The organism is Metabacillus arenae, assembly GCF_014773385.1.
Taxonomy (GTDB): domain Bacteria; phylum Bacillota; class Bacilli; order Bacillales; family Bacillaceae; genus Metabacillus_D; species Metabacillus_D arenae.
Map to the genome: position 1 here is coordinate 74,191 of NZ_JACXAI010000021.1, position 20,883 is coordinate 95,073.

Below are 20,883 nucleotides of genomic sequence, written 5' to 3' on the forward strand. Positions count from 1 at the left end.
TTTCTCAACTTTCGCAGAGTGAAACCTGTAAATAAGCCTTAATATAATTGGGAAGGCCTGCAATCCACTGCTGTAGTTGACTTTCTATTAATTTTTTGGTCATTTTGTTTGTTTTTTAGGGGATCTTGAAGAAGCTCGATCAACTGCTGTAATGCCACACCCCAATCAAAGTTCATTGATTTCATCACATAGTTCATAAAAGAGACCGCCAAGGGTGCGATCGTCTGTGTTACACCGATTCTGCCAAGAGAGGATGATATAACGGGCAAATACGATGGTTGTATGGCTGATAAGTAGATCATATGAACAATATGAACGACCTAGAAATTCCTTTTGAAAACGTAACAGTGATTTTGTCGTCTTGAAGAAGACCTCAATGTCCCAACGCATTCCGGAAATGCGCATGATTTCTTGTTCTGTGAGGGTACAATCTGTACTAAAAATCGCCAGCCATTCGCTTTTCTTGTTCCGGTTTTGAATGAAGACCACTTTTACCGGAACCCCGTTTGCCATGACTGTGTGAATGGAGCGAAGGATTCCTTTCTTTCCTTGAATCGGAAGGGACAAACGATAATGTTCCATTAAAGAGGTCGCTTTGCCTCCTACTAGATAGCGTTGATTCGTGACTTTGACCATACCGATCACGTCAAGTCCCTGTTTCACAATCGATTGAATGAGAGGCTACTGGGTACTGGGTAAACCATGTATCCAACAGAACGGGCTTCTACGCCTGCAGCCATGGCACACTCAAGCATTGTCGGAATTTGTTCGGGGGCTGTCTGTAGGGCCTCCTGACGACGTTGATATCCAGATGTACGGCTTATCTACTTTCTCAGAAATTCCATTGAGTAGGGTCTTTTTGGAGTTTAATAAAGCAAAATCAACTGGCATGAAAGAGGAACCATCGGACCATCCTAGAGTAAGCATACGAAAGCCTTTATAGAACCTGTTCCGGATGGACGAGTGGTCCTTGCAGCGGGCAAGCAGCTCGACTTTCTTACTCCAATTCCGTTCAAGCATGGAGTCATCAATGATGAATACTTTCACAAGACGTTTATCTGTCAGGGCACTTATCTTGGAAATGGTCGAGGAACTAAAGGAATGCAAGAAACGGCGCCATGCGAACTTCGAATAGTTGGGGAAACGATAAACCGCATCCTTCGCTTGCCATTCATCTGCTTTTTTAGAGTCCAAAAGCCGGAACCAATTCTTTTGTTGGAAAGTGAGACAAAACACCAGTTGAAATAAATAGGAACAGGTAAAGCCAAGATTCTTTTTTATATTTGCTTTCGAAGATGCTTCAAGATTTCTAATTCGTTAAAAACGGATTGTAACTCAATTGGTAGTTGATTCTTTTGTACTTTCTCCTCTATCATATAGAGGGCACCTCGTCTTATGGTAGTGATTTCTCGTCAATCTCACTGTACCACAGAATGAGGTGTTTTTTTATTTGTATAATGGATGTCAAGGGACAGATTGAAAGGTCAAGACGGGTTACAACCTCAACCTGTTACCTGAATTATCTAGATGCGAAAGTTGAGTAATAAGCTAAGTTAATTTATAAAGAATGTTAAAAAAATAAATTCTGTAAACAGGTTATTAGTAAGTCGAGATGATTAGTTGTGTAAATAAATCAAGAACGTCTTTTAATAGACGTTCTTGATTTATTATTTACTACTAAAAATCATTTTTAAGATCCTACCGCATCCTTCAAATCGGTAGCTTTAGATGCTGTTTGTTCTTGTGGAAGGGTGATAAATTTCGTTAAAACTGCGCTTATCAGATATAAACCTGTATAAATCCAAATAACACCTACAGTCCCTACACTACCGATGAATGCGCCTACAATTACAGGGCCGATAAAAGTACTTAAACCAGCTCCTAGGTTAAGTATTGACATAGCAGCTCCTCTATTGTCTGGGGCAACTGAAGTAATTAAAGCGGTTAGAGGAGCATAACCAGCTACACAGGCACCAAAACCAATAGCCATAAGAAGTGTTGCGAAATAATTTGGTCCCATTATAACCGGGACATAATAAAGTCCTGCTGTAAAGATAGCACATCCTACACCACCGAACCACATAATTGTACTGCGCCAGCCTAGTTTATCACCAATAACTCCAAAAATTAAATTGAAAATAACATTACTTGACCAAAGTGCTCCATAGATTTGCAGCCATTCCAACCTTGTAAATCCTATTTCCATCATATAAGCTGGTAGGAATACTACAAATCCATATGCGCCAGCAGTATTAATTGTTCTAACAATACCGCCTAGTCCTACTTTTGGTTTTTGAAATGCAATGGTTACACCTGTTGCCATATATTTAATTACTTCTGCTTTAGTTTTAAACTTTTTATTATCATTATTAGATTCATCTTTACTTAGCAAAATTGCAAATACAGCACCTAAAGCAACAAAAATTAATGCACTCCATAACGTTTTTATTTCCCCTAAAATTGGCAGTGCAAAACTAGAGTAATATGCTCCTAAAACGTTTAAACCACTAGCAAATGCGACCCAGAACCATCCCACAGCAGTTCCAAGTTTATCGCTTGGTGTATAGTAGGTAAGCCATACTAGAAAAGAATAAGCAAACAACGGGTAACCAAGACCTCTAAGAGAATACGTTGGAATCATAATTGCAAGATTCATAGTTGGTATTCCTATTGTTAGGAAAATTAATGTTCCTAACACGAATAGAACGAATCCCAACGACATCGCTTTTCGAGGTCCTAAAATTTCTGCCAATACTCCTGAAAACCAAGCTGCAATTGCAACGGCTAAACCGTAAACACTAAATAGTAAGGCTGATTGCTGGATGGTTAAACCATTATCCGTTAAATAAGATGATAACCAACCTTGTTCAAGACCGTCTCCTAACATAAAAAGCAAAACTCCAATGTATCCAAAAGCCATTTTAGAGTCCATGCCAAGCTTTCCTAGTATTCTTTGATTCATAATAAATCCTCCTTTTAACCTATTAAAAATTTTTCATAATTAGATTTGGCTTAAAAAAAAATAATCTTTTTTAGTAAGTGCTTTTCCTTTCTTAATTAAGTTAAGATATCTGATGTTATTTCTGTCATCAGTAGATACCCTTGCCCTTTCATGAATACCCTTTCATTTTTTAATAACTGGAATGCTTAATAATGTTTTCCAATAAGCTTAGAAGAGTTTAAAAAATTAAAATAATCAAAATTTTACTTTTGTAAACTCTATTTACATTTGTTACATAATAATTTCTTTTTTGAAATCCGTCAAGTGAAAAAAGAATAATAATGTTTTTAAATTTTCATTAATATCCCAATCTATATACTATTAACATTGTTTTTTCGTTAATTATTAATTATAAAATATTGTTGACAATTTTACGAAACCAATTTTATAATTTTTACAAAGGTAATAAACATGAACTTTTGTAAAATGTGAAGTATGGTAAATTTATTATTTAGGGACATATTTAAGGAGATGATGATTTAGTAGTTAACCGGAATCATACTTTACCCTAAGGAAATCCATATTTAAGAAAATGAGATTCTAACTAGTACTATCTCATTAAAAATTGTTTTTGAAATTATATAGGAGGGTTAAAATATGTTGGGATTAAACTATAAATTAAGAGATCTAGAAAGATCAGGTAAAGAAATACGCGTAGGTTTAATTGGATGCGGTCAGATGGGAAGAGGGATGATTTCACAAATTGAAAATATGAAAGGTATGCGGGTTGTTGCAACAGCAGACCTCTATACAAAATTTATTCAACAAGCGTATCTTAAAGCAGGAGTTAAAGAGCAATCAATCATTTTAACAGATAGAATTGAAGAAGCCGAAAAAGCTATTGAGCAAGGAAAGGTTGTAGGGACAGTCGATAGTGACCTTGTTACTAGTTTACCTAGTGTAGATGTTATTGTTGATGCAACAGGTATTCCAAATCTTGGAGCTGAAATCGCTTGGAAAGCAATATTAAATAAGAAACATATTGTTATGCTTAATGTAGAAGCTGATGTAACTGTCGGTCCACTTTTAAAACAAATGGCTGATGCGAGCGGTGTTGTATATACAGGTTCAGCAGGTGACGAACCTGGGGCAGTTATGGAATTATATGACTTTGCAGATGCCATTGGCTTTGAAATTGTGGCTTTAGGTAAAGGGAAAAATAATCCATTAAATTTTGAAGCAAACCCTTCTTCAGCAGAGGCAGAAGCGAAAGCAAAAGGAGCAAGCCCAAAAATGTTAGCGTCTTTCCAGGATGGGACAAAAACCATGGTAGAGATGAATGCGGTTTCTAATGCTACAGGATTCCTACCTGATGTTGCTGGTATGCATGGTCCTTCCGGAACAGTTCAAGATCTTCCATCTTTGTTCCAACTTAAAGAAGAAGGTGGAATATTAAATGGTAAAAGGATTGTAGACTATGTAAATGGGGTGGCTCCAGGGGTATTCGCGATTATATCATCTGAAAAGGAAGAAGTTAATCACGAAATGCAGTACCTAAAAATGGGTGATGGTCCAAACTATATCTTATATCGTCCATACCATTTAACTAGTTTGGAAACGCCGCTTTCTGTTGCACGTGCGTATTTCCATAAAGAAGCAACCATTGCACCATGGAAGGGTCTTCAAGCAGAAACAGTAGCTGTAGCGAAAAAAGATTTAGAGCCAGGGGATCGTTTGGATGGTATCGGTGGTTATACAGTATTTGGTAAATTGTTTTCTTATAGTGAAGCATCAAGTATAAACGCATTACCAATTGGGTTAGTAGATCCAAATGTTGTTGTAACTCGTCCTGTAAAGAAGGGAGAAATTATAACATTTGATGATATTGAACAAGAAAAAGAATCTATGATTTGGAAATTACGTTCCTTGCAGATGCAAAGTACAAAGGAAAAATCAGTAAAGGGCACTCCTGGAAAATCAAACCTTATTTTAGTTTAAGGTGAAAACTTATGATATCTAGATTTATATTTTAATAAAGTTAAATAGCTAGAAAATTAAACTTTCATAAGAGAGGTAAAAAGTCTAGATTATCAATATATTGTTTTGATCTTGAGCTTTATCTCTCTTATTCATAAACTTGTAACACTATATGGATTATTTTCCTAAGGATATTTTAGTATTAATTTATCTTTCAAAGGATTGTTAGTTTAGGAACATTTAAAAGAATAAAAAGGGGGAGTAGTAGATCAATGACAAAAAAAGAATTTGTTATAGGAATTGATGCAGGCACGGAAAGTGTTAGAGTCGGTATATATGATTTACAAGGGAGACAAGTTGGTTTAGGGATTACTGGATATCAAACCTATCATCCGAGACCAGGTTGGGCTGAACAAGACCCTAATGAATGGTGGTCGGCATTAGTTAATAGTGTTAAACAAGCAATGAATTATGCAGGGGCGACTTCAGATCAGATTATTGGTCTGGGCTTGGATACGACGTGTGCGACTCTTGTTTTGTGTAGAAATGACGGAACACCATTGAGACGTGCCCTTTTGTGGATGGACATTCGATCTCATCAGGAAGCAGACTTTATTTCTTCTACAAGAGAGGATGCTTTAAAGTTTAACGGTTACGGAAAGGTTTCTCCAGAATGGATGGTTTGTAAAGCTCTTTGGCTTAAAAGGAATGAACCAGAACATTATGAGAGCGCAAACAAAATAATGGATTTTTCCGATTGGTATACATTCAGACTGACGGGTAGACATACTGGAAGCGTTAGTACTACCACTTACAGATGGCATTACAATCCAGAAGAAGGAGGAGTGCCAAAACGTTTTTACGAAGCTATTGGACTGGGTGATATTTTCGAAAAACTTCCTTCAGATTTATGTAACCTAGGAGAACATATTGGGGGACTAACGAGAGAAGTTGCAGAGGAATTAGGATTACGTGAAGGCACGCCTGTGGCTCAAGGTGGTGTTGATGCACTGAATGGTATTATTGGTTTAGGTGTGACGAAACCGGGTAAATTGGCTTTGATTACGGGTTCTTCACACAATGTTTACGGACTAACTACCCAATCTATTCATCGAAAGGAAATACTTGGAACGTTCCCTAATGCTCTCATTCCTGGTTACAATCTTGCAGAGGCAGGACAATCTTCTTCAGGTTCAACTATAAAATGGTTTCGAACCAACTTTTGCAAAGATTTAGAACCGATAGCAAATCAGAAAAATGGAAGCGTCTACGACTTGTTAAATGATGAAGCGTCACAAATTCCGCCAGGTTCAGAGGGGTTAATTGTGTTAGATTATTGGCAGGGGAACCGATCTCCTCATGTCGACCCTAATGCTAGAGGTCTGATATCTGGATTAACATTAAAACACGGAAGAGCACACATATATCGTGCAATTATAGAAGGTATTGCTTACGGAACCGATTATAATATCCGAAATCTTAGAGAAAGCGGTATTTCAACCAATGAGGTCTTTGCAGCTGGAGGAGCCACTCACAGTAAACTGTTTTTGCAGATTCATTCAGATGTTAGTAATATCGCTATCCACGTGCCGGAGGATAACCAAGTCGCTTGTCTAGGTTCAGCTATTTTAGCGAGTGTAGCAGGATCTGCTTATCAAAACATTGATGAAGCTGTATCAAATATGGTGAAGTTCAAACAGGAAATTATTGAGCCAAATCAGGAAAACCATGAAAGATATCAATTATACGCTGAACAATACAGAAAGGCATATCCTCAATTTCATCAATGGATGTGGGAAAATACAAAAATTACCCAAGACCAGGTGAAATCCCAAAAGCAACTGGTGTATTAAACATATTATGATTATAGGTTAGGACAACGATATACTCCTGACTTGAACAAATGTCTTTGTTATCAACTACAGAAAAAAAGAAGGATTCTGGGAATAAAAAACCTAGAGGTGAACGACTGCAAAGTACTTCTTCAAGAAGCTTTGTGGTCGTTTTTTAAAGTTGCTTAACTACTAAGAGTCAGACTACTTATGTGATCAATCATAATTAAATGGAATTTAATATATCAAATTTTTCTGCAAAACTCTATCAAAACTAATTGTTCTATACTATTACTCTAATATAAGTAAAATAGTCGTTTTTTATTAATAATTAAAGCGAGGTAACAAGATGTCACAGAAAATGATCTTTTTTGATATAGATGGAACACTTCTTGACCATAATAAGCAATTGCCCATTTCGACAAAGCAATCAGTTCAAGCCTTAAAAGAGGCAGGACACGAGGTAGCCATTGCGACAGGACGTGCTCCTTTTTTATTTAAAGAACTAAGGGACGAATTAGATATTGATTCATTTATCAGTTTTAATGGACAATACGTAGTGTTGAAAGGCGAAGTCATTTACAAAAATCCATTGAGGAAAGATGTATTGCATTCTTTAACAGAATTTGCTGTTACTAATAATCATCCACTTGTCTACATGGATCATGAGACAATGAAAGCAAATATTAAATATCATACTCATATTGAAGAAAGTATAAGAACAATCAACGCTCTTCACCCAGAACATAATCCGGATTATTTTATTGATAGAGAAATTTATCAAACTCTTCTATTTTGCATAGATAAACAAGAGGGGCTGTATCAAGAGAGTTTTAAAGACTTGAATTTTATTCGCTGGCATCAGTTTTCAATGGACGTTATTCCTTTTAGAGGATCTAAAGCTAACGGAATTGAAAGATTTATTGACAAATTGGGTTTCAGACAAGAACAGATATATGCTTTTGGTGACGGTTTAAATGATATTGAAATGCTTCAATTTGCAGGAAATAGTGTAGCGATGGGAAATGCCCACAATTTAGCAAAGAATGCAGCTAAATATGTTACAAAAGATGTTAGTGAAGATGGTATTTCATATGGATTAGAACTATTGGGATTACTTAAATAAAAGCTATGAAAAGTGCTTAATTTAAATAAAATAAGAGTGAGTAGGAGTTACCTCAAGAATCTTAATAGACTTGAGGTAGCTCTTTATTCATTACCAGTTGCATGGTTAAATTGTGGATTGACTATTCATGATGTATACATTATTTAGTCCTCATTTTCACTAGGTATATTAATAAATGGAGTGTCTTTCCAATTGGAGTAGTGCTAATGTCTTTAGTGTCTTAGGGACTGTTGAATTAGGAATCGAACTAATCTATTACTCCACATTTTTTATATGTAATGACTACATCTATCAAGCATACCATGAGGAAGATAATGAAATAGAAAGAAATGAAAGGCTTAAAAAATGGTTTACCATCCTTAAATTGGATAACTGGATTGGCGTTATTGATACCCTTCTAGTTACGTTGGTGTCCCCCAAGGACCTTTTATCAAGTTATTCATAAATGTACAGTAGGAACAGAAAAATAAGGAGTATCTTTTTCTCCAGTTTTCTATATGGGAGGGTAAATCCCAAGGGCGTTTGTGGAGATCCTAATGCGGTCATATAGTTGGAATTTAAAGGAAATAAGATCATTTCCTCTTTTCCCCATACCCCAATGATTCCATATTTATGCTTATTATGAAAATTCCTCTGATTATCTCAATATGTCAAAAATGAAATCTTGAGAAAACGGGAGGAAATGAAGTGGGAAATTAGGTGTATTTGCTGTATTGTTCGGAAACAAAAGAAATTAGAGGAAGCACTAGATTACATCGTTGTCCAAGGATTACAGGCAGTTGAAGTTGGAACAGGGGGTTACCCTGGGGAATGTTCATCGTAACCCTGCTAAGTTTCTAAAAGATGAAGCTGAATTTAAGAAATTTAAGCAATCTTTCGAAAGTCGGTGACTTGAAATCAGTGCGTTAATCTGTCACGGGAATCCATTACATCCAAATAAAGAAATTTCCGGAAAACATCACCGGCAATTATAAGGCCACTTACCTCTCCTATAAAAGGCACCATGATAAAATTAGAATATTTTTTACATAGCCAGTAAAAGTTAATAACAAGATCTTTTCTTAATTAATAGAGGTGTGTTATTTGGTTGAGCACAAAAGTAAAAAAGAGACGATCCTTATTTTTCTTTCATTGTTTATCCTTCTGCTATACTTGTCTCCTTTATTTATTCTGGGGGAACATGCTCATATTCGGGTGCATGATAATTTAGATTCCAATCTGGCTTGGTATAGGGTTCTAACGAACAGCGGACAGTTGTTTGGAAGTATTGAGGCAGTTATTCCCCAAATTATTAACGGACTGCCGAGAAATGCATTTAGCACCGAATTGAGCGGTCTTGTTTTGCTTTACAGCTTTTTTCCAACCATGACTGCCTATACGCTGAGTCAAGCCATTACTAGAGTTATTGCCTTTATCGGTATGTATCTCCTTTTGAAAAAGCACTTTTTAAAAGAAGAAAAGTGGGTGCTAATTAGAGCAGGTACAGCACTAACATTTGCTCTGACACCTTTCTGGCCTTCAGGTATGCTCAGCACACTTGGGATGCCGCTCGCACTTTGGGCGTTTTTAAATATACGTCAAGGTGAAAGAGAATGGAAGAATGTCGCTGTATTAACATTGCTTCCTCTATACTCAAGCTTTGTATTAGGGTTTTTCTTTTTTTTAACTGTGATGTTTATTTTCTGGCTTTGTGACGTTCTCAGAGGAAAAGGGTGGAACCTTCCGTTTTTCCTTTCAATAGCCTACATGACCGTTATCTATTTTATTGTAGAGTATCGCTTATTTCATTCTTTTTTGTTTTCAACAGTACCGAATAGCAGAGACGAATACTTTCATGCAAGATTGTCCTTATGGAGAGTAATCAGGCTGACGTTTAAAAACTTTGTATTAGGTCACAACCATGTCATGACAGTTCATGGATTAATCATTTTGCCAGTAACTTTGCTTGCTCTATATCTAATCATTTGGAAAAAACGCTGGAAAGAAGAAAGACCCTTTGTTGTTTTGTTTGTCATTAATTTCATTTTATCGGCTTGGTATGCTTTCTGGTTTTATAAGGGATGGCTGCCTCTAACAGAGCAATTTCATTTCCTTGATACATTTAATTTTGCTCGTTTTCATTTTTTAAGGCCACTTGTTATTTATATTGGGTTTGCTCTTGGTTTAAAAATATTGTCCGATCACCTGCATCAAAAATGGAAACAATTAATAACAGTATTCATAATCGCCCAAATTATCTTGTTAGGAACTTTTAATGATGAAATCGTTTACCACAATAAACCAACCGTAAAGGAGTTTTATTCAGAGGAATTGTTTAATCAAATCAAACAGCATATTGATCTGCCAGTAGAGGATTATCGAGTAGCAAGCATTGGGATTCATCCAGCGATAGCACAATACAATGGATTCTACACCCTTGATACGTATAATAATTTCTATCCATTAACATACAAGTATGATTTTCGTAGGATCATCAAAAAAGAATTAGATAAAAATAAGACGATCCGTACATATTTCGATGAGTGGGGGGGGAGATGCTATCTTTTCACCTCAGAACTTGGTAAACATTATATGTTTAAGAAAAATTCAAAAAAGCGTTTAAAGAATCTTGAGCTTCAGATTGATCCTTTTAAGGAAATGGGCGGAAGGTACATTTTTTCAGCGATCCCGATCGATAATGCAATAGAAAACAAATTAGAATTGGATCAAATCTTTGACTCTGAACAATCAGCTTGGAAAATTTATTTATACAAAGTCATTTAACCTGGAGGAGAGTACATCATGAATCAACCTGTCCTTACAATTGTTGTTCCTTGCTACAATGAAGAAGAAGTCCTGCCTGATACCATTCACCAATTGGAACTGGTCGTAAATAATCTGATTACTGATGGCGTGATCTCAAACCAAAGTAAAATTCTTTTTGTTGATGATGGATGTATAGATAAATCCTGGTCGATTATCTATAAAGCAAGCTTACATAAGGATGTGGTCCGGGGCTTAAAACTATCTAGAAATGTTGGGCATCAGAATGCTTTATTAGCTGGCCTTTTTACGGCAAAGGATGCTTCAGACTGTTTGATTTCAATTGACGCTGACCTGCAAGATGATATTGAAATCATTCAAGAATTTATTAATCAATTTAAAGCAGGATATGAAATTGTCTATGGAGTTCGTGACAAACGTCATACAGATACTCGTTTTAAAAGAAATACAGCTGAACTTTTTTATAATTGCATGAAGAAATTAGGGGTTGATTTAATTTATAATCATGCTGACTACAGGTTAATGAGCAAGCGGGCTGTAGAAGAGCTTCAAGGATTTCAGGAGGTTAATTTATTTTTAAGAGGAATTGTCCCTCTCCTAGGCTTTAGATCAACCTGCGTATATTATAGCCGCAAAGAAAGGAAGGCAGGAGAAACGAAATACCCATTGAAGAAGATGCTTTCCTTTGCTGCTGATGGAATTACTTCCTTTTCAGTTACTCCTATTAGGTTTGTATTATCCGTTGGGATGCTATCTTTTATTGTTAGCTTTTTATTCGGTATCTATTTTTTAACCTTGAAATTCTTCGGCATGACACAAACAGGGTGGACATCCTTAATTACATCTATTTGGCTGATCGGAGGCTTGCAATTAATTGCAATAGGGCTGGTGGGTGAATATATTGGGAAAATTTATAAAGAAACAAAGAGGAGACCTAAATTTATTGTTGATATCGACTTATTTAATTTTCCATTTTCAAAGAAGGACAAGACGGAAGATGAACTAGATCATTATGAGATTAGAAAATTACCTGAAACAAATGGATAACTCTTTTTTTCGATTCCTGCTAGTTGGCATTATTAATACTGTTTTTGGATTATCTACAATATTTTTCTTAATGAAAGTGTGTCATTTATCTTATTGGGTTTCCACTTTTACAGGCAATGCAGCAGGCGGAGTTTTAAGCTTTTTATTGAATCGTTCCTTTACATTTGAAAGCCAAACTTCTTTTAAAAAAGGTCTTCCCCGTTTTGTGATAGTGGTTTTCTCCTGCTACTTTGTTGCTTTTTCCGGGGGAGAATATGCAGCTATTTGGTTGAAAAAAATACTCGATCTTATACCCGTATTGACTCACGATATACTGGCTGTTCTAGTTGGTACATTATTATACACACTGCTAAATTTTTTGGGACAAAAGTATTTTGTTTTCAAGTACCATTCTTCATGAAAGCTGGATAAAAAAAGCAAATTTCTTTTAACTATAGGAAATCTGCTTTTTTTACGTCAAATTCGCGTTTTTCTCAAAAGTCAAAATAGAGAAAATAGTCTAGAGCAGATTAAGGCTACTTGACACGCAACTATTTAGTTGCATATGATATACGAGAAAGGAGGAATGGCCCGATAGATAAAATTTTTAAAGCTCTTGCCGATTCAAGCCGCAGACAACTGCTTGACCAACTGTACAAAAATAACGGACAAACATTAAAAGAGTTATGTCACGATCTTGATATGTCCAGGCAAGCAGTAACGAAGCACCTCGTATTATTAGAAGAAGCAAATCTTGTTGTAGTGATTCGCAATGGGCGAGAAAAGCTTCATTACCTTAATGCTACACCAATCGGTGAGATTTATCAGCGATGGATCCGCAAGTATGATCATCATCATATAGAAATGTTGAGTGAATTAAAAAATAAGCTTGAGGAGGACAAGTTTAAATGACTAAACCAAAATTTGTCTATGTGACTTACATTGCAACTACACCCGAGAAACTATGGAAAGCTTTGACAAGCAGTGATTTCACCGAAAAATACTTCTTTGGAAGCAAAATTCAATCTGATTGGCAAGAAGGCTCAAGCATTACCTATTCACGGAATGGGCAGGTTACCGATCACGGAAAAATACTAAAATGCGAGCCGCATCGTTTACTTTCTTTCACTTGGAACATAGTAGGTGATGAAACCGCCCGTGAGCAACCGTCACAGGTCACGTTTGAGATAAAACCAATGGATTCGACTGTAAAATTAACGCTTAAACATGAAAATCTGTCGTCAACTGACCTAGTGGAAAAGAACGATACTTTTGAAGGGTTAAATAATGGATGGCCGGCAATTCTGAGCAACTTGAAAAGCTTGTTAGAGACGGGCAATACCTTGCCTTCAATTGCAATATAACCGATTAGAGGGGAGTTGATTTAGTATGAATAATCTTACGAACATAAAAGTATTAAAGCCAGCTAATGAAGTATTTGAAGCCTTTGTAGATCCTTTGAAAATCGGAAATTTTTGGTTTTCTTCAAGCTCTGAAAGATGGGAACAAGGCAAGTCGATTACATTGAGATATGATGAATACGATGCTCAAGGGGATATAGAAGTAATGGAAATCGAGGTAAATAAGAAAATCGTATTTCAGTGGGGTCCGCCCGAGGAGGAACACGTTGTTACTATTTTGCTGAAAGAGTTGGATCATGCAAGCACTATTATAGAAATTAAGGAAGAAGGTTTTAAAGAAAATGATGGTGAGCTAATAAGTAAATTGTTAGATAATAAAGAAGGCTGGGTATATATGTTGACCTGTTTAAAGGGCTATTTGGAATATGGTGTTAACCTGAGAGCAGCATTAGTTAAATAACTTTATGGATAGAGCCTTAGGACTCTTTTTTAATAGATTGAAATGTTAAGTTCAATAAAAATTGTAATTTCTTCCTTACATTGTTCTTTGAATATAAGGTTATCAGATTTGTATTTTTTGGAATGTGTATCAAAATAATAAGAAATACATAAAAAAACGAGATTTACAAGTACCTCTGACAATTAACAAGGCTCTGTAAATGTGAAAAAATTATGAAATTATGTCAGAAAGGTTGACATATTTATATAAAGGAGTAGTATAGACGTATTATTCAGAAAATTATAATTTTGAGGTGTATCACATGAAATATCCATTTGCTAAGCGAGTCCGTCATCTGCAATCATCTGCAGTGCGAGATATATTAAAAGTAGTAAATAAAGGAAACGTCATATCTTTTGCAGGCGGTCTTCCTGATGATGAACTATTTCCGAATGAAGCCATTAAAGAAGCTTTCTCCCGTGTTTTTGCTAAAGGAAATAACCCTTTGCAATATATTGAAACAGAAGGGTATGGGCCTTTGCGCGAAGTGATTCTAGATAGAATGGCAAAAAAGCAAATTTCAGGTTTTAATACCGGCCAGGTTTTACTTACAACAGGTTCTCAGCAGGCTATTGATTTGTTTTCAAGAGTTATGTTTAATCCCGGAGACATTATCTTAACGGAGGATCCTACTTATTTAGCAGCACTACAAGTTTTTGAATCCTATGAGGCGCATGTTGTCGCGGTCGATTCAGATCAATATGGAATGATTCCTGAAGACTTAGAAAGAAAGATGAAACGTTACAGACCAAAATGTGTTTATGTTGTCCCGACCTTTTCAAACCCTTCTGGTCGTGTCTGGTCTTTCGAACGTCGCCAGCATTTGATTAATATGGCTCATAAACATCATGTTATGGTGTTAGAGGATGACCCATACGGGGATATTCAATTTAATACAGATGATGTTAATATCCCTTTAGCTGCTTTAGATGATGGAACACACGTCATTTATACAAGTACTTTTTCAAAGACTGCTGCACCAGCCCTGCGAACAGGCTGGATAGCGGGTCCGCATCAAATTATCAGGATCATGTCCCAAGCAAAGCAAGCCAATGATCTTCATTCAAACTCTCTATCTCATCAAGCTTTGCATGAGCTCTGCTGTCATTTTGATTTAGATTCGCACATTCGTAAAATAAGTGAGGTTTACGGGCATCGCATGAACATAATGGTCGATAAGCTCTTAAAAGCGGATATTCAAGACTTATCCTTTGTAAAACCAAAAGGAGGAATGTTCCTTTGGCTTGAATTAGATCCCCAAACGGATACAGCTTCTCTATTAACTGAAGCCGTTTCAAGAGGGGTTGCATATGTTCCAGGTGAACCATTCTATGCAGGTACACCGAAAAGAAATGCGATGCGTCTTAATTTCACACACTCTACACCAGAAAAAATTGAAAAAGGAATTGAATTACTAACTGATCTTTTGCAGGATACTAATAATAAAGAATTTATTTTACAATAAGAATGTAGAAAATATCGAAGAATTCCTTATATAGAAGCATTAAATTTGGGCTGTAAATAAAGTATTAAAAAAGTAAAATAGATTTTGTTAAATGAACGGACGCCTTTTTTAGCAAGAAGGCGTCTTTTTGTCGAGTTTTGAAATCAGAAAAAGGGGAAATGTATCTTCAGATAAAATCATTGTGTGGTTGGAGGTACATTAGGATAAAAAAATCACTACTGCAATTGCGATTGAAAGAAATCATTTGTTTATTCATTAAATTAAACATGGTAACAGAAAAACAATCTCGAAGAGTTAAGCGATATCAAATAAGTTCAAAGGACAAAAGGATAATTAAACAGAGTCTTTAAGAACCTATTCAAGAATCTCGTGAAAACGGCAAGATAGTATAAACAAAATGGGGATACAATGAAATTTGTCAAATTGATTAGTGCAATAAATCTTCATTATGATGAAAGAAAACAGATATAAAAATTCAAAAGTAGAACAGGAATGCTATTAGTGAAAGGGTTCTTTACAATGATTCGTGCTTGTTGAAATCCTCTTTATAAAAAAATAAAAATTCCGGGTGATAAATACAATGAGAATATTAGTAACCCCACCTAAAGTCATATTATTATGTGTATTATTGATTTCTTTTTTCACATTTTTACCAGTCTATCATGTTTCAGCGGAACAAGACATCAAGATGACTATAGATAACTATGTCGAAACCTTTCTAGAAAAACATCGAATTCCGGGAGCTTCAATTGCTATTGTTCATGAGAATAAGATATTTTATTCTAATGGCTGGGGTGTAACGGGTGAAGGGGAAAAGGTAACGACTAAGACTCCCTTTTTGCTAGGATCGATAAGTAAATCATTAACAGGTTTAGCCATAATGAAATTAATTGAAGAAGATACCGTTAATCTTGAGGATCCGGTCCAAAAGTATATCCCATGGTTCACGCTTAAAGATCAACAAGCAGCAGCTCAAATTACAATAAAACATTTACTTTCCCATACAAGTGGGATAAGCACTTATTCAGGTTTATTAAAAGCAGATCAGGGTTCTAAAAATCTTAATGCCATAAAAAACAATGTAAAAAGCTTATCAAACGTTGATCTCACTGCACTTCCGGGAGCAAAATATCAATATAGCGATGCTAACTACATCATTCTTGGGGCTCTCATTGAAGAAGTTACAAATCAAACATTTTCCGACTATATGAAACAGCAAATATTTTTGCCGTTGGGTATGACAAATACTGGGGCGGACAAAAAAACGGCGTATAAAAAAGGATATCATGCAGGATATCAATCTTGGCTTGGAATACCAAGAAAAAGTAAAGTCCCATATGATAATGGTGGAGCACCATATGGTTATATTGCTGCAAGTGCAAAGGATATGGTTCAATATATTAAATTACTTAATCAACGAGGTAACAACAACCTTTTAACTAAAAAAAATATGGATCTTTATTTATCACCTCTTATCCAAATTCCTGAAAATGAGTATTATGGCTTTGGTTTAAAAATAACAAGTCCAGATTCCGAGAATGAAATGATATGGCATTCAGGTTCAACTCCTGATTCACACGCAGAGCTATTTTTCATACCTGAATCTGGTTGGGGAGGAGTAATTCTTACCAATAAAAATCATATTCAAGAAGAAGTGGCACTTCCATATTTGAAACAAGGTATTATAAATATATTAAATGGAGATGAACTAGTTGATATACCTAAATATATTCCTATAGTTCAACTGGTTATCATAGCGATAATATGCTTACTTTTTGTAATGTTCATTTATCTACTAGTAAAGGTTAAATCTGGTAAAATTCGTAAAGGAAAACCATGGTGTTTTGCCGGTATTATTCTCTTTGTTTTATCAATTATCATCGTTCCGTTACTTATATATAGTGTGAAATCTCCATGGCATGTGATAAATGGATTTGCTGCTGATATTGCATTACTAATAAGAATGATGGTTATCCTCTTGGCATTAAACGGCTTATTATCAATATATGTTTCATTTAAGAAATTAAAGGAAGGCAGTTAATAAATCCATGTTGTCTAGTAAGGTGACTTCTGTATAGTTTACGGGAACAAGTAACCAGTTATTTAAAATAATTATGAAAAACACAATGCCAACACTACGATTTATTAAATTTACATTATTTGGTTTTTGTTTTCTATGAAGTTATAAATTTTTAACTCTCAAAAGTGACATTGCAGTCGTTTAATTCTTCAATTAACGCACCAATTATTTAAAAATAAGGTTAAAATCCAGCAAATTATTGAATTGTATGTTTTTGAATCGTTGTACAGTTTTATTCCCAATTTAACAAAATTATTGTATGATAGATTAAACGTTTTGAAAGTGAGCTGAAAGCTGATGATGTGGTCGCCACTATTTGAAAATGATGTACCTGCAGTTATTCTCCCTTAACGGAAGAAATAACTACATCTCCGTTAAGGACAGCAATTGTCTAGAGAAAACGGAGGGTACAAAATGAAAAACACCTTGTTAGGTTCCTTATATTTATCACTCGCTGCTAGTATTTGGGGCGGGATGTATGTTGTAGTAAAATTTGTGGTGGACTTTGTACCACCACTTGAATTAGTATGGTTTCGCTATATAATTGCATTTTTGGCATTACTGATCATTGGCGTTGTAACAAAACAATCATGGCGTATTGAAAAACGAGACTGGCTATTAATTTTCATAATTGGGCTTATTGGAAATACAATTTCTATCGTAACCCAAGAAGTTGGTACGATGCTTTCAACTGCACAAATGGGTGCCATTATTACTTCCACCACGCCTGCATTTTTGGTGGTCTTTGCGCGCATTATTTTAAAAGAAAAAATTACGTTTAAAAAAGCAATTTCTATTATTTTAGCAACAATCGGTGTCTATATTATTGTTGGAGAAGCCCAAATCGATTTATCTCAACAACTTGGTGGCGTTACACTGCTTATTGCAGCACTAACATGGTCACTTATGTCTGTTCTTATAAAACGTGTTCCGGAGCACTATTCACAAATGGTCGTAACGAGCTATGCTATTCTTGTGGCAATTGCCTTACTAACGCCATTTACAATTAGTCGATTATCTGAGCTCGATTTTCAAGTCATGATGCATCCATCTATATGGGGCGGCCTTTTATATTTGGGGGTTATTTCGACAGCATGCGCCTTTTTACTGTGGAATCGTGGACTGCAAATGCTTAACGCTTCAAGTGGCGGGTTATTTTTCTTCTTCCAACCTATAGTCGGTACTTTTTTAGGATGGTTATTACTAGGTGAACAAATTGGCTTGTCTTTTTGGATAGGTACAATATTCATCTTTATTGGGGTATTATTAGTCATTCGAGAAGAATAAGCAGCAGGAAAAAGCTGATTGGTGTTATTTGCCGATCAGCTTTTTATATAATTGATTCTTCTGCACTTTAGTTAAGCACGTACTTATTTGCTCAACGACTTGATTAAAATTAACATTTATAAGTCGAACAAGACTTACATCTTTTAAAATCTAGAGAGAAGGAGATAGTCCTGAAAATGGGATCCGTATTACTATTAGCAGAAAAGCCATCTGTTGCAAAGAATATTGCAGATGCTTTGAAAATAAAGAATAAAAGAGATGGCTATTTTGAAGGGAATGGCTATTTGATTACATGGGCTTTCGGCCATTTGCTGCAACTTTATGATGCGAGAGATTATGATGAAAAAATGGCAAAATGGAGGTTGGAAAACTTTCCTTTTATTCCTGAAAGCTTTCGCTATAAAGTAAAAAGTGATTTTCGTAATAAAGAAAGAGAAGACTTTGGCGCAAAGAAACAGTTAAAGATTATTTCCAGCTTACTGAAACGAAAAGATGTAGACATGATCATTTCGGCATGTGATTTTGATAGAGAAGGTCAAATTATTGGTGACACGATTATTTATAACCTTAAGACTGATAAGAAAGTCTATCGCTTATTATTAAACGAATGGACACCTGATGAAGTGTTAAAAGGACTGCAAGCAATTAAACCAAATACAGAATTAAAGCCGCTTCAGGATGCTGGTGTCAGCAGACAGTGGGCTGATTGGGTCATAGGAATTAATTTAACGTCTGTTGCGACATTAAAGTATCAAAAAGGGAAAGGACAAGCTTTAAATATCGGGAGAGTGCTGCTGCCAACTTTAAAGATTATTTACGATCGTGATAAAGAAATAGAGAACTTTGTCCCGGAAACTTATTTTAAATTATCTGCAACCTTTAAAACAAAGGACAACAAAGAGTATGAAGGAACATACTTCGAAGATGAAGAAGAAAAATTTAAAAACAAAAATACGTTAGAGCTGATAGAGCAAGCTTTACATAATCAAACAGGGATGATCATTGATAAACAAGTAGAAAGAAAACGAGAATATCCTCCATATTTATTTAACCTTTCAAATTTACAAGGGTATATCACAAGCAAGTACAAAGGCTGGACTTCTGACAAAGTATTAAAAGTCGCTCAATCCCTTTATGAGAAAAAATACATTACCTATCCACGTACCGCTAGTGTTGTATTAGAAGAGACGCTAACAGGAAAAGCTGCTAAAGTTCTGGATACATTAAAAAAAGGGTTGCCGTATGAGAAGGAAGTTCAATTCAAAAAAATGAAACGTGTGTTTGATACAGATAAGGTTGAAAGCCATAGTGCCATTATTCCGACCTATTTAATGCCAAAATCTTTATCAAAGGATGAAGATATCGTATATACAGCCATAAAAAATAGATTTATCATGCAATTCATGCCTTTTGCTGAATTTGAGGAAACAAAGTTAATAACTAAAGTGAATAATAGTGAGATAAAAGGTGTATTTGTTTCAAAGGGAAGGGTACAGCTTGTAAATGGATGGAAAAAGGTTGAAAAAATAGATTCAAAGGATACACTATTACCAATTGTCCATCCCCAGGAGCTTGTTAGTATTGAAGACTATTCAATATCATCCCATGTAACAAAGCCTCCAAAACAACATACAGAAAAAACATTGTTAAGGGTAATGGAGACTTGTGGAAAAAGGATAAAAGATGAGCAAAGCGAGGAAATGCTGGCAGCAGTATTAAGTGGTTATAGTATTGGTACACCAGCGACAAGAGCTGAGACGATCAAAAAATTAAAAGATGTCGGCTATATTGCTTCGCAAAATAAAAATCTTATAAGCACAGAACTTGGAAAAAATCTCGTTGAGACATTTCCAATTAAAGAATTGTTTGATTTAGAGTTTACTGGTAGGTTAGAAAAAACATTATCTGATATTGAAAAACAAAAAAGTACGAAAGATGCATTCTTAAATGTTATTTTTGATTTTACAAGAAACGCAGTAGACCAAATAAAAAAAGAAAAGGAAGTTATTATCAATGAGGTGACAAAGGAAAAGAAAGCCATTGAAATATTGGGGAAATGTCCACTATGTGAGCATGGAATTATTGAAGGAAAAAAGGGCTATGGTTGCAGTAACTGGAAAAATGGCTGTAAATTTGTTATTTGGAAAAACGATAAATATTTAGCTGCAATGAAGAAAAAGCCAACAAAGACAATGGTTAAAACCCTTTTGAAAAATGGTATTGTCACCGTGAAAGGCCTAACAAGTAAAAAAGGAAATATATTTGATGCCAATTTAAGGTATATAAAAAATCCGGATAACGACTATTTCAGCTGGAAAATGGATTTTAACAAGTAAATGGATTTATTGCCTCCTGTATTTTTTACCATTATGTAAAGAACTTGAGATGATATAAATCACGAGAAATCGTTTGATTATTAATATATAGGGTAGTACAACCTAAAGACAAAAATAATTGTGGAAATGCATCAAAAGACCCTCCTAATCTATTCCAATTGCCTGTATATTAAGGAAGTATGATAGTTTG

The 20,883-nt window shown here is 35.3% G+C and carries 14 protein-coding genes and 2 pseudogenes; 14 read left to right on the top strand and 2 right to left on the bottom strand.

The features are described from left to right. Nucleotides 1-4 precede the first annotated feature (4 nt). Both IC621_RS16085 and IC621_RS16090 read right to left on the bottom strand, forming a co-directional pair. Nucleotides 5-1,376 (bottom strand): annotated as a pseudogene (locus IC621_RS16085) (IS4 family transposase). Between the two features lie 314 nt (nucleotides 1,377-1,690). Continuing rightward, nucleotides 1,691-2,962, bottom strand: a complete 1,272-nt coding sequence (locus IC621_RS16090) for an MFS transporter (protein ID WP_191159348.1) — start codon at nucleotides 2,960-2,962, stop codon at nucleotides 1,691-1,693. A 636-nt stretch (nucleotides 2,963-3,598) separates the two neighbouring features. Here IC621_RS16090 and IC621_RS16095 point away from each other — a divergent pair. From IC621_RS16095 to IC621_RS16160, 14 genes and pseudogenes are all read left to right on the top strand, one after another. Continuing rightward, entirely contained in the window at nucleotides 3,599-4,939 is a 1,341-nt protein-coding gene (locus tag IC621_RS16095; protein ID WP_191159349.1) for an NAD(P)H-dependent oxidoreductase, read from the top strand. A gap of 251 nt (nucleotides 4,940-5,190) precedes the next feature. Then, nucleotides 5,191-6,771, top strand: a complete 1,581-nt coding sequence (locus tag IC621_RS16100) for an FGGY-family carbohydrate kinase (RefSeq protein ID WP_191159350.1) — start codon at nucleotides 5,191-5,193, stop codon at nucleotides 6,769-6,771. Between the two features lie 328 nt (nucleotides 6,772-7,099). Then, the gene (locus tag IC621_RS16105; protein WP_191159351.1) at nucleotides 7,100-7,876 is read left to right on the top strand and encodes a Cof-type HAD-IIB family hydrolase; all 777 of its coding nucleotides are present in this window, start codon (nucleotides 7,100-7,102) and stop codon (nucleotides 7,874-7,876) included. A 713-nt stretch (nucleotides 7,877-8,589) separates the two neighbouring features. After that, nucleotides 8,590-8,838, top strand: a pseudogene (locus tag IC621_RS26540) (sugar phosphate isomerase/epimerase); the annotation flags it as partial. Between the two features lie 121 nt (nucleotides 8,839-8,959). Next, nucleotides 8,960-10,639, top strand: coding sequence for a DUF6044 family protein (locus IC621_RS16115; protein WP_191159353.1), 1,680 nt, complete (start codon nucleotides 8,960-8,962; stop codon nucleotides 10,637-10,639). An 18-nt stretch (nucleotides 10,640-10,657) separates the two neighbouring features. Continuing rightward, the gene (locus tag IC621_RS16120; RefSeq protein WP_191159354.1) at nucleotides 10,658-11,686 is read left to right on the top strand and encodes a glycosyltransferase family 2 protein; all 1,029 of its coding nucleotides are present in this window, start codon (nucleotides 10,658-10,660) and stop codon (nucleotides 11,684-11,686) included. Beyond that, nucleotides 11,652-12,086, top strand: a complete 435-nt coding sequence (locus IC621_RS16125; RefSeq protein WP_191159355.1) for a GtrA family protein — start codon at nucleotides 11,652-11,654, stop codon at nucleotides 12,084-12,086. The genes IC621_RS16120 and IC621_RS16125 overlap by 35 nt, the downstream gene beginning before the upstream one ends. 119 nt (nucleotides 12,087-12,205) lie before the next feature. Continuing rightward, the gene (locus IC621_RS16130; protein WP_224752582.1) at nucleotides 12,206-12,577 is read left to right on the top strand and encodes an ArsR/SmtB family transcription factor; all 372 of its coding nucleotides are present in this window, start codon (nucleotides 12,206-12,208) and stop codon (nucleotides 12,575-12,577) included. Continuing rightward, on the top strand, nucleotides 12,574-13,029 hold the full coding sequence (locus tag IC621_RS16135) for an SRPBCC family protein (RefSeq protein ID WP_191159356.1): 456 nt from the start codon (nucleotides 12,574-12,576) through the stop codon (nucleotides 13,027-13,029). The genes IC621_RS16130 and IC621_RS16135 overlap by 4 nt, the downstream gene beginning before the upstream one ends. 25 nt (nucleotides 13,030-13,054) lie before the next feature. Further along, nucleotides 13,055-13,486 carry an SRPBCC family protein gene (locus IC621_RS16140; RefSeq protein ID WP_191159357.1) on the top strand — a complete coding sequence of 144 codons (432 nt, stop codon included), beginning with the start codon at nucleotides 13,055-13,057 and terminating at the stop codon, nucleotides 13,484-13,486. A gap of 301 nt (nucleotides 13,487-13,787) precedes the next feature. After that, entirely contained in the window at nucleotides 13,788-14,990 is a 1,203-nt protein-coding gene (locus IC621_RS16145) for an aminotransferase-like domain-containing protein (protein ID WP_191159358.1), read from the top strand. A gap of 580 nt (nucleotides 14,991-15,570) precedes the next feature. Beyond that, entirely contained in the window at nucleotides 15,571-17,031 is a 1,461-nt protein-coding gene (locus IC621_RS16150) for a serine hydrolase domain-containing protein (RefSeq protein WP_191159359.1), read from the top strand. A 453-nt stretch (nucleotides 17,032-17,484) separates the two neighbouring features. Continuing rightward, nucleotides 17,485-18,357, top strand: coding sequence for a DMT family transporter (locus IC621_RS16155; protein WP_191159360.1), 873 nt, complete (start codon nucleotides 17,485-17,487; stop codon nucleotides 18,355-18,357). A 176-nt stretch (nucleotides 18,358-18,533) separates the two neighbouring features. Next, entirely contained in the window at nucleotides 18,534-20,693 is a 2,160-nt protein-coding gene (locus IC621_RS16160; RefSeq protein WP_191159361.1) for a type IA DNA topoisomerase, read from the top strand. Nucleotides 20,694-20,883 lie beyond the last annotated feature (190 nt).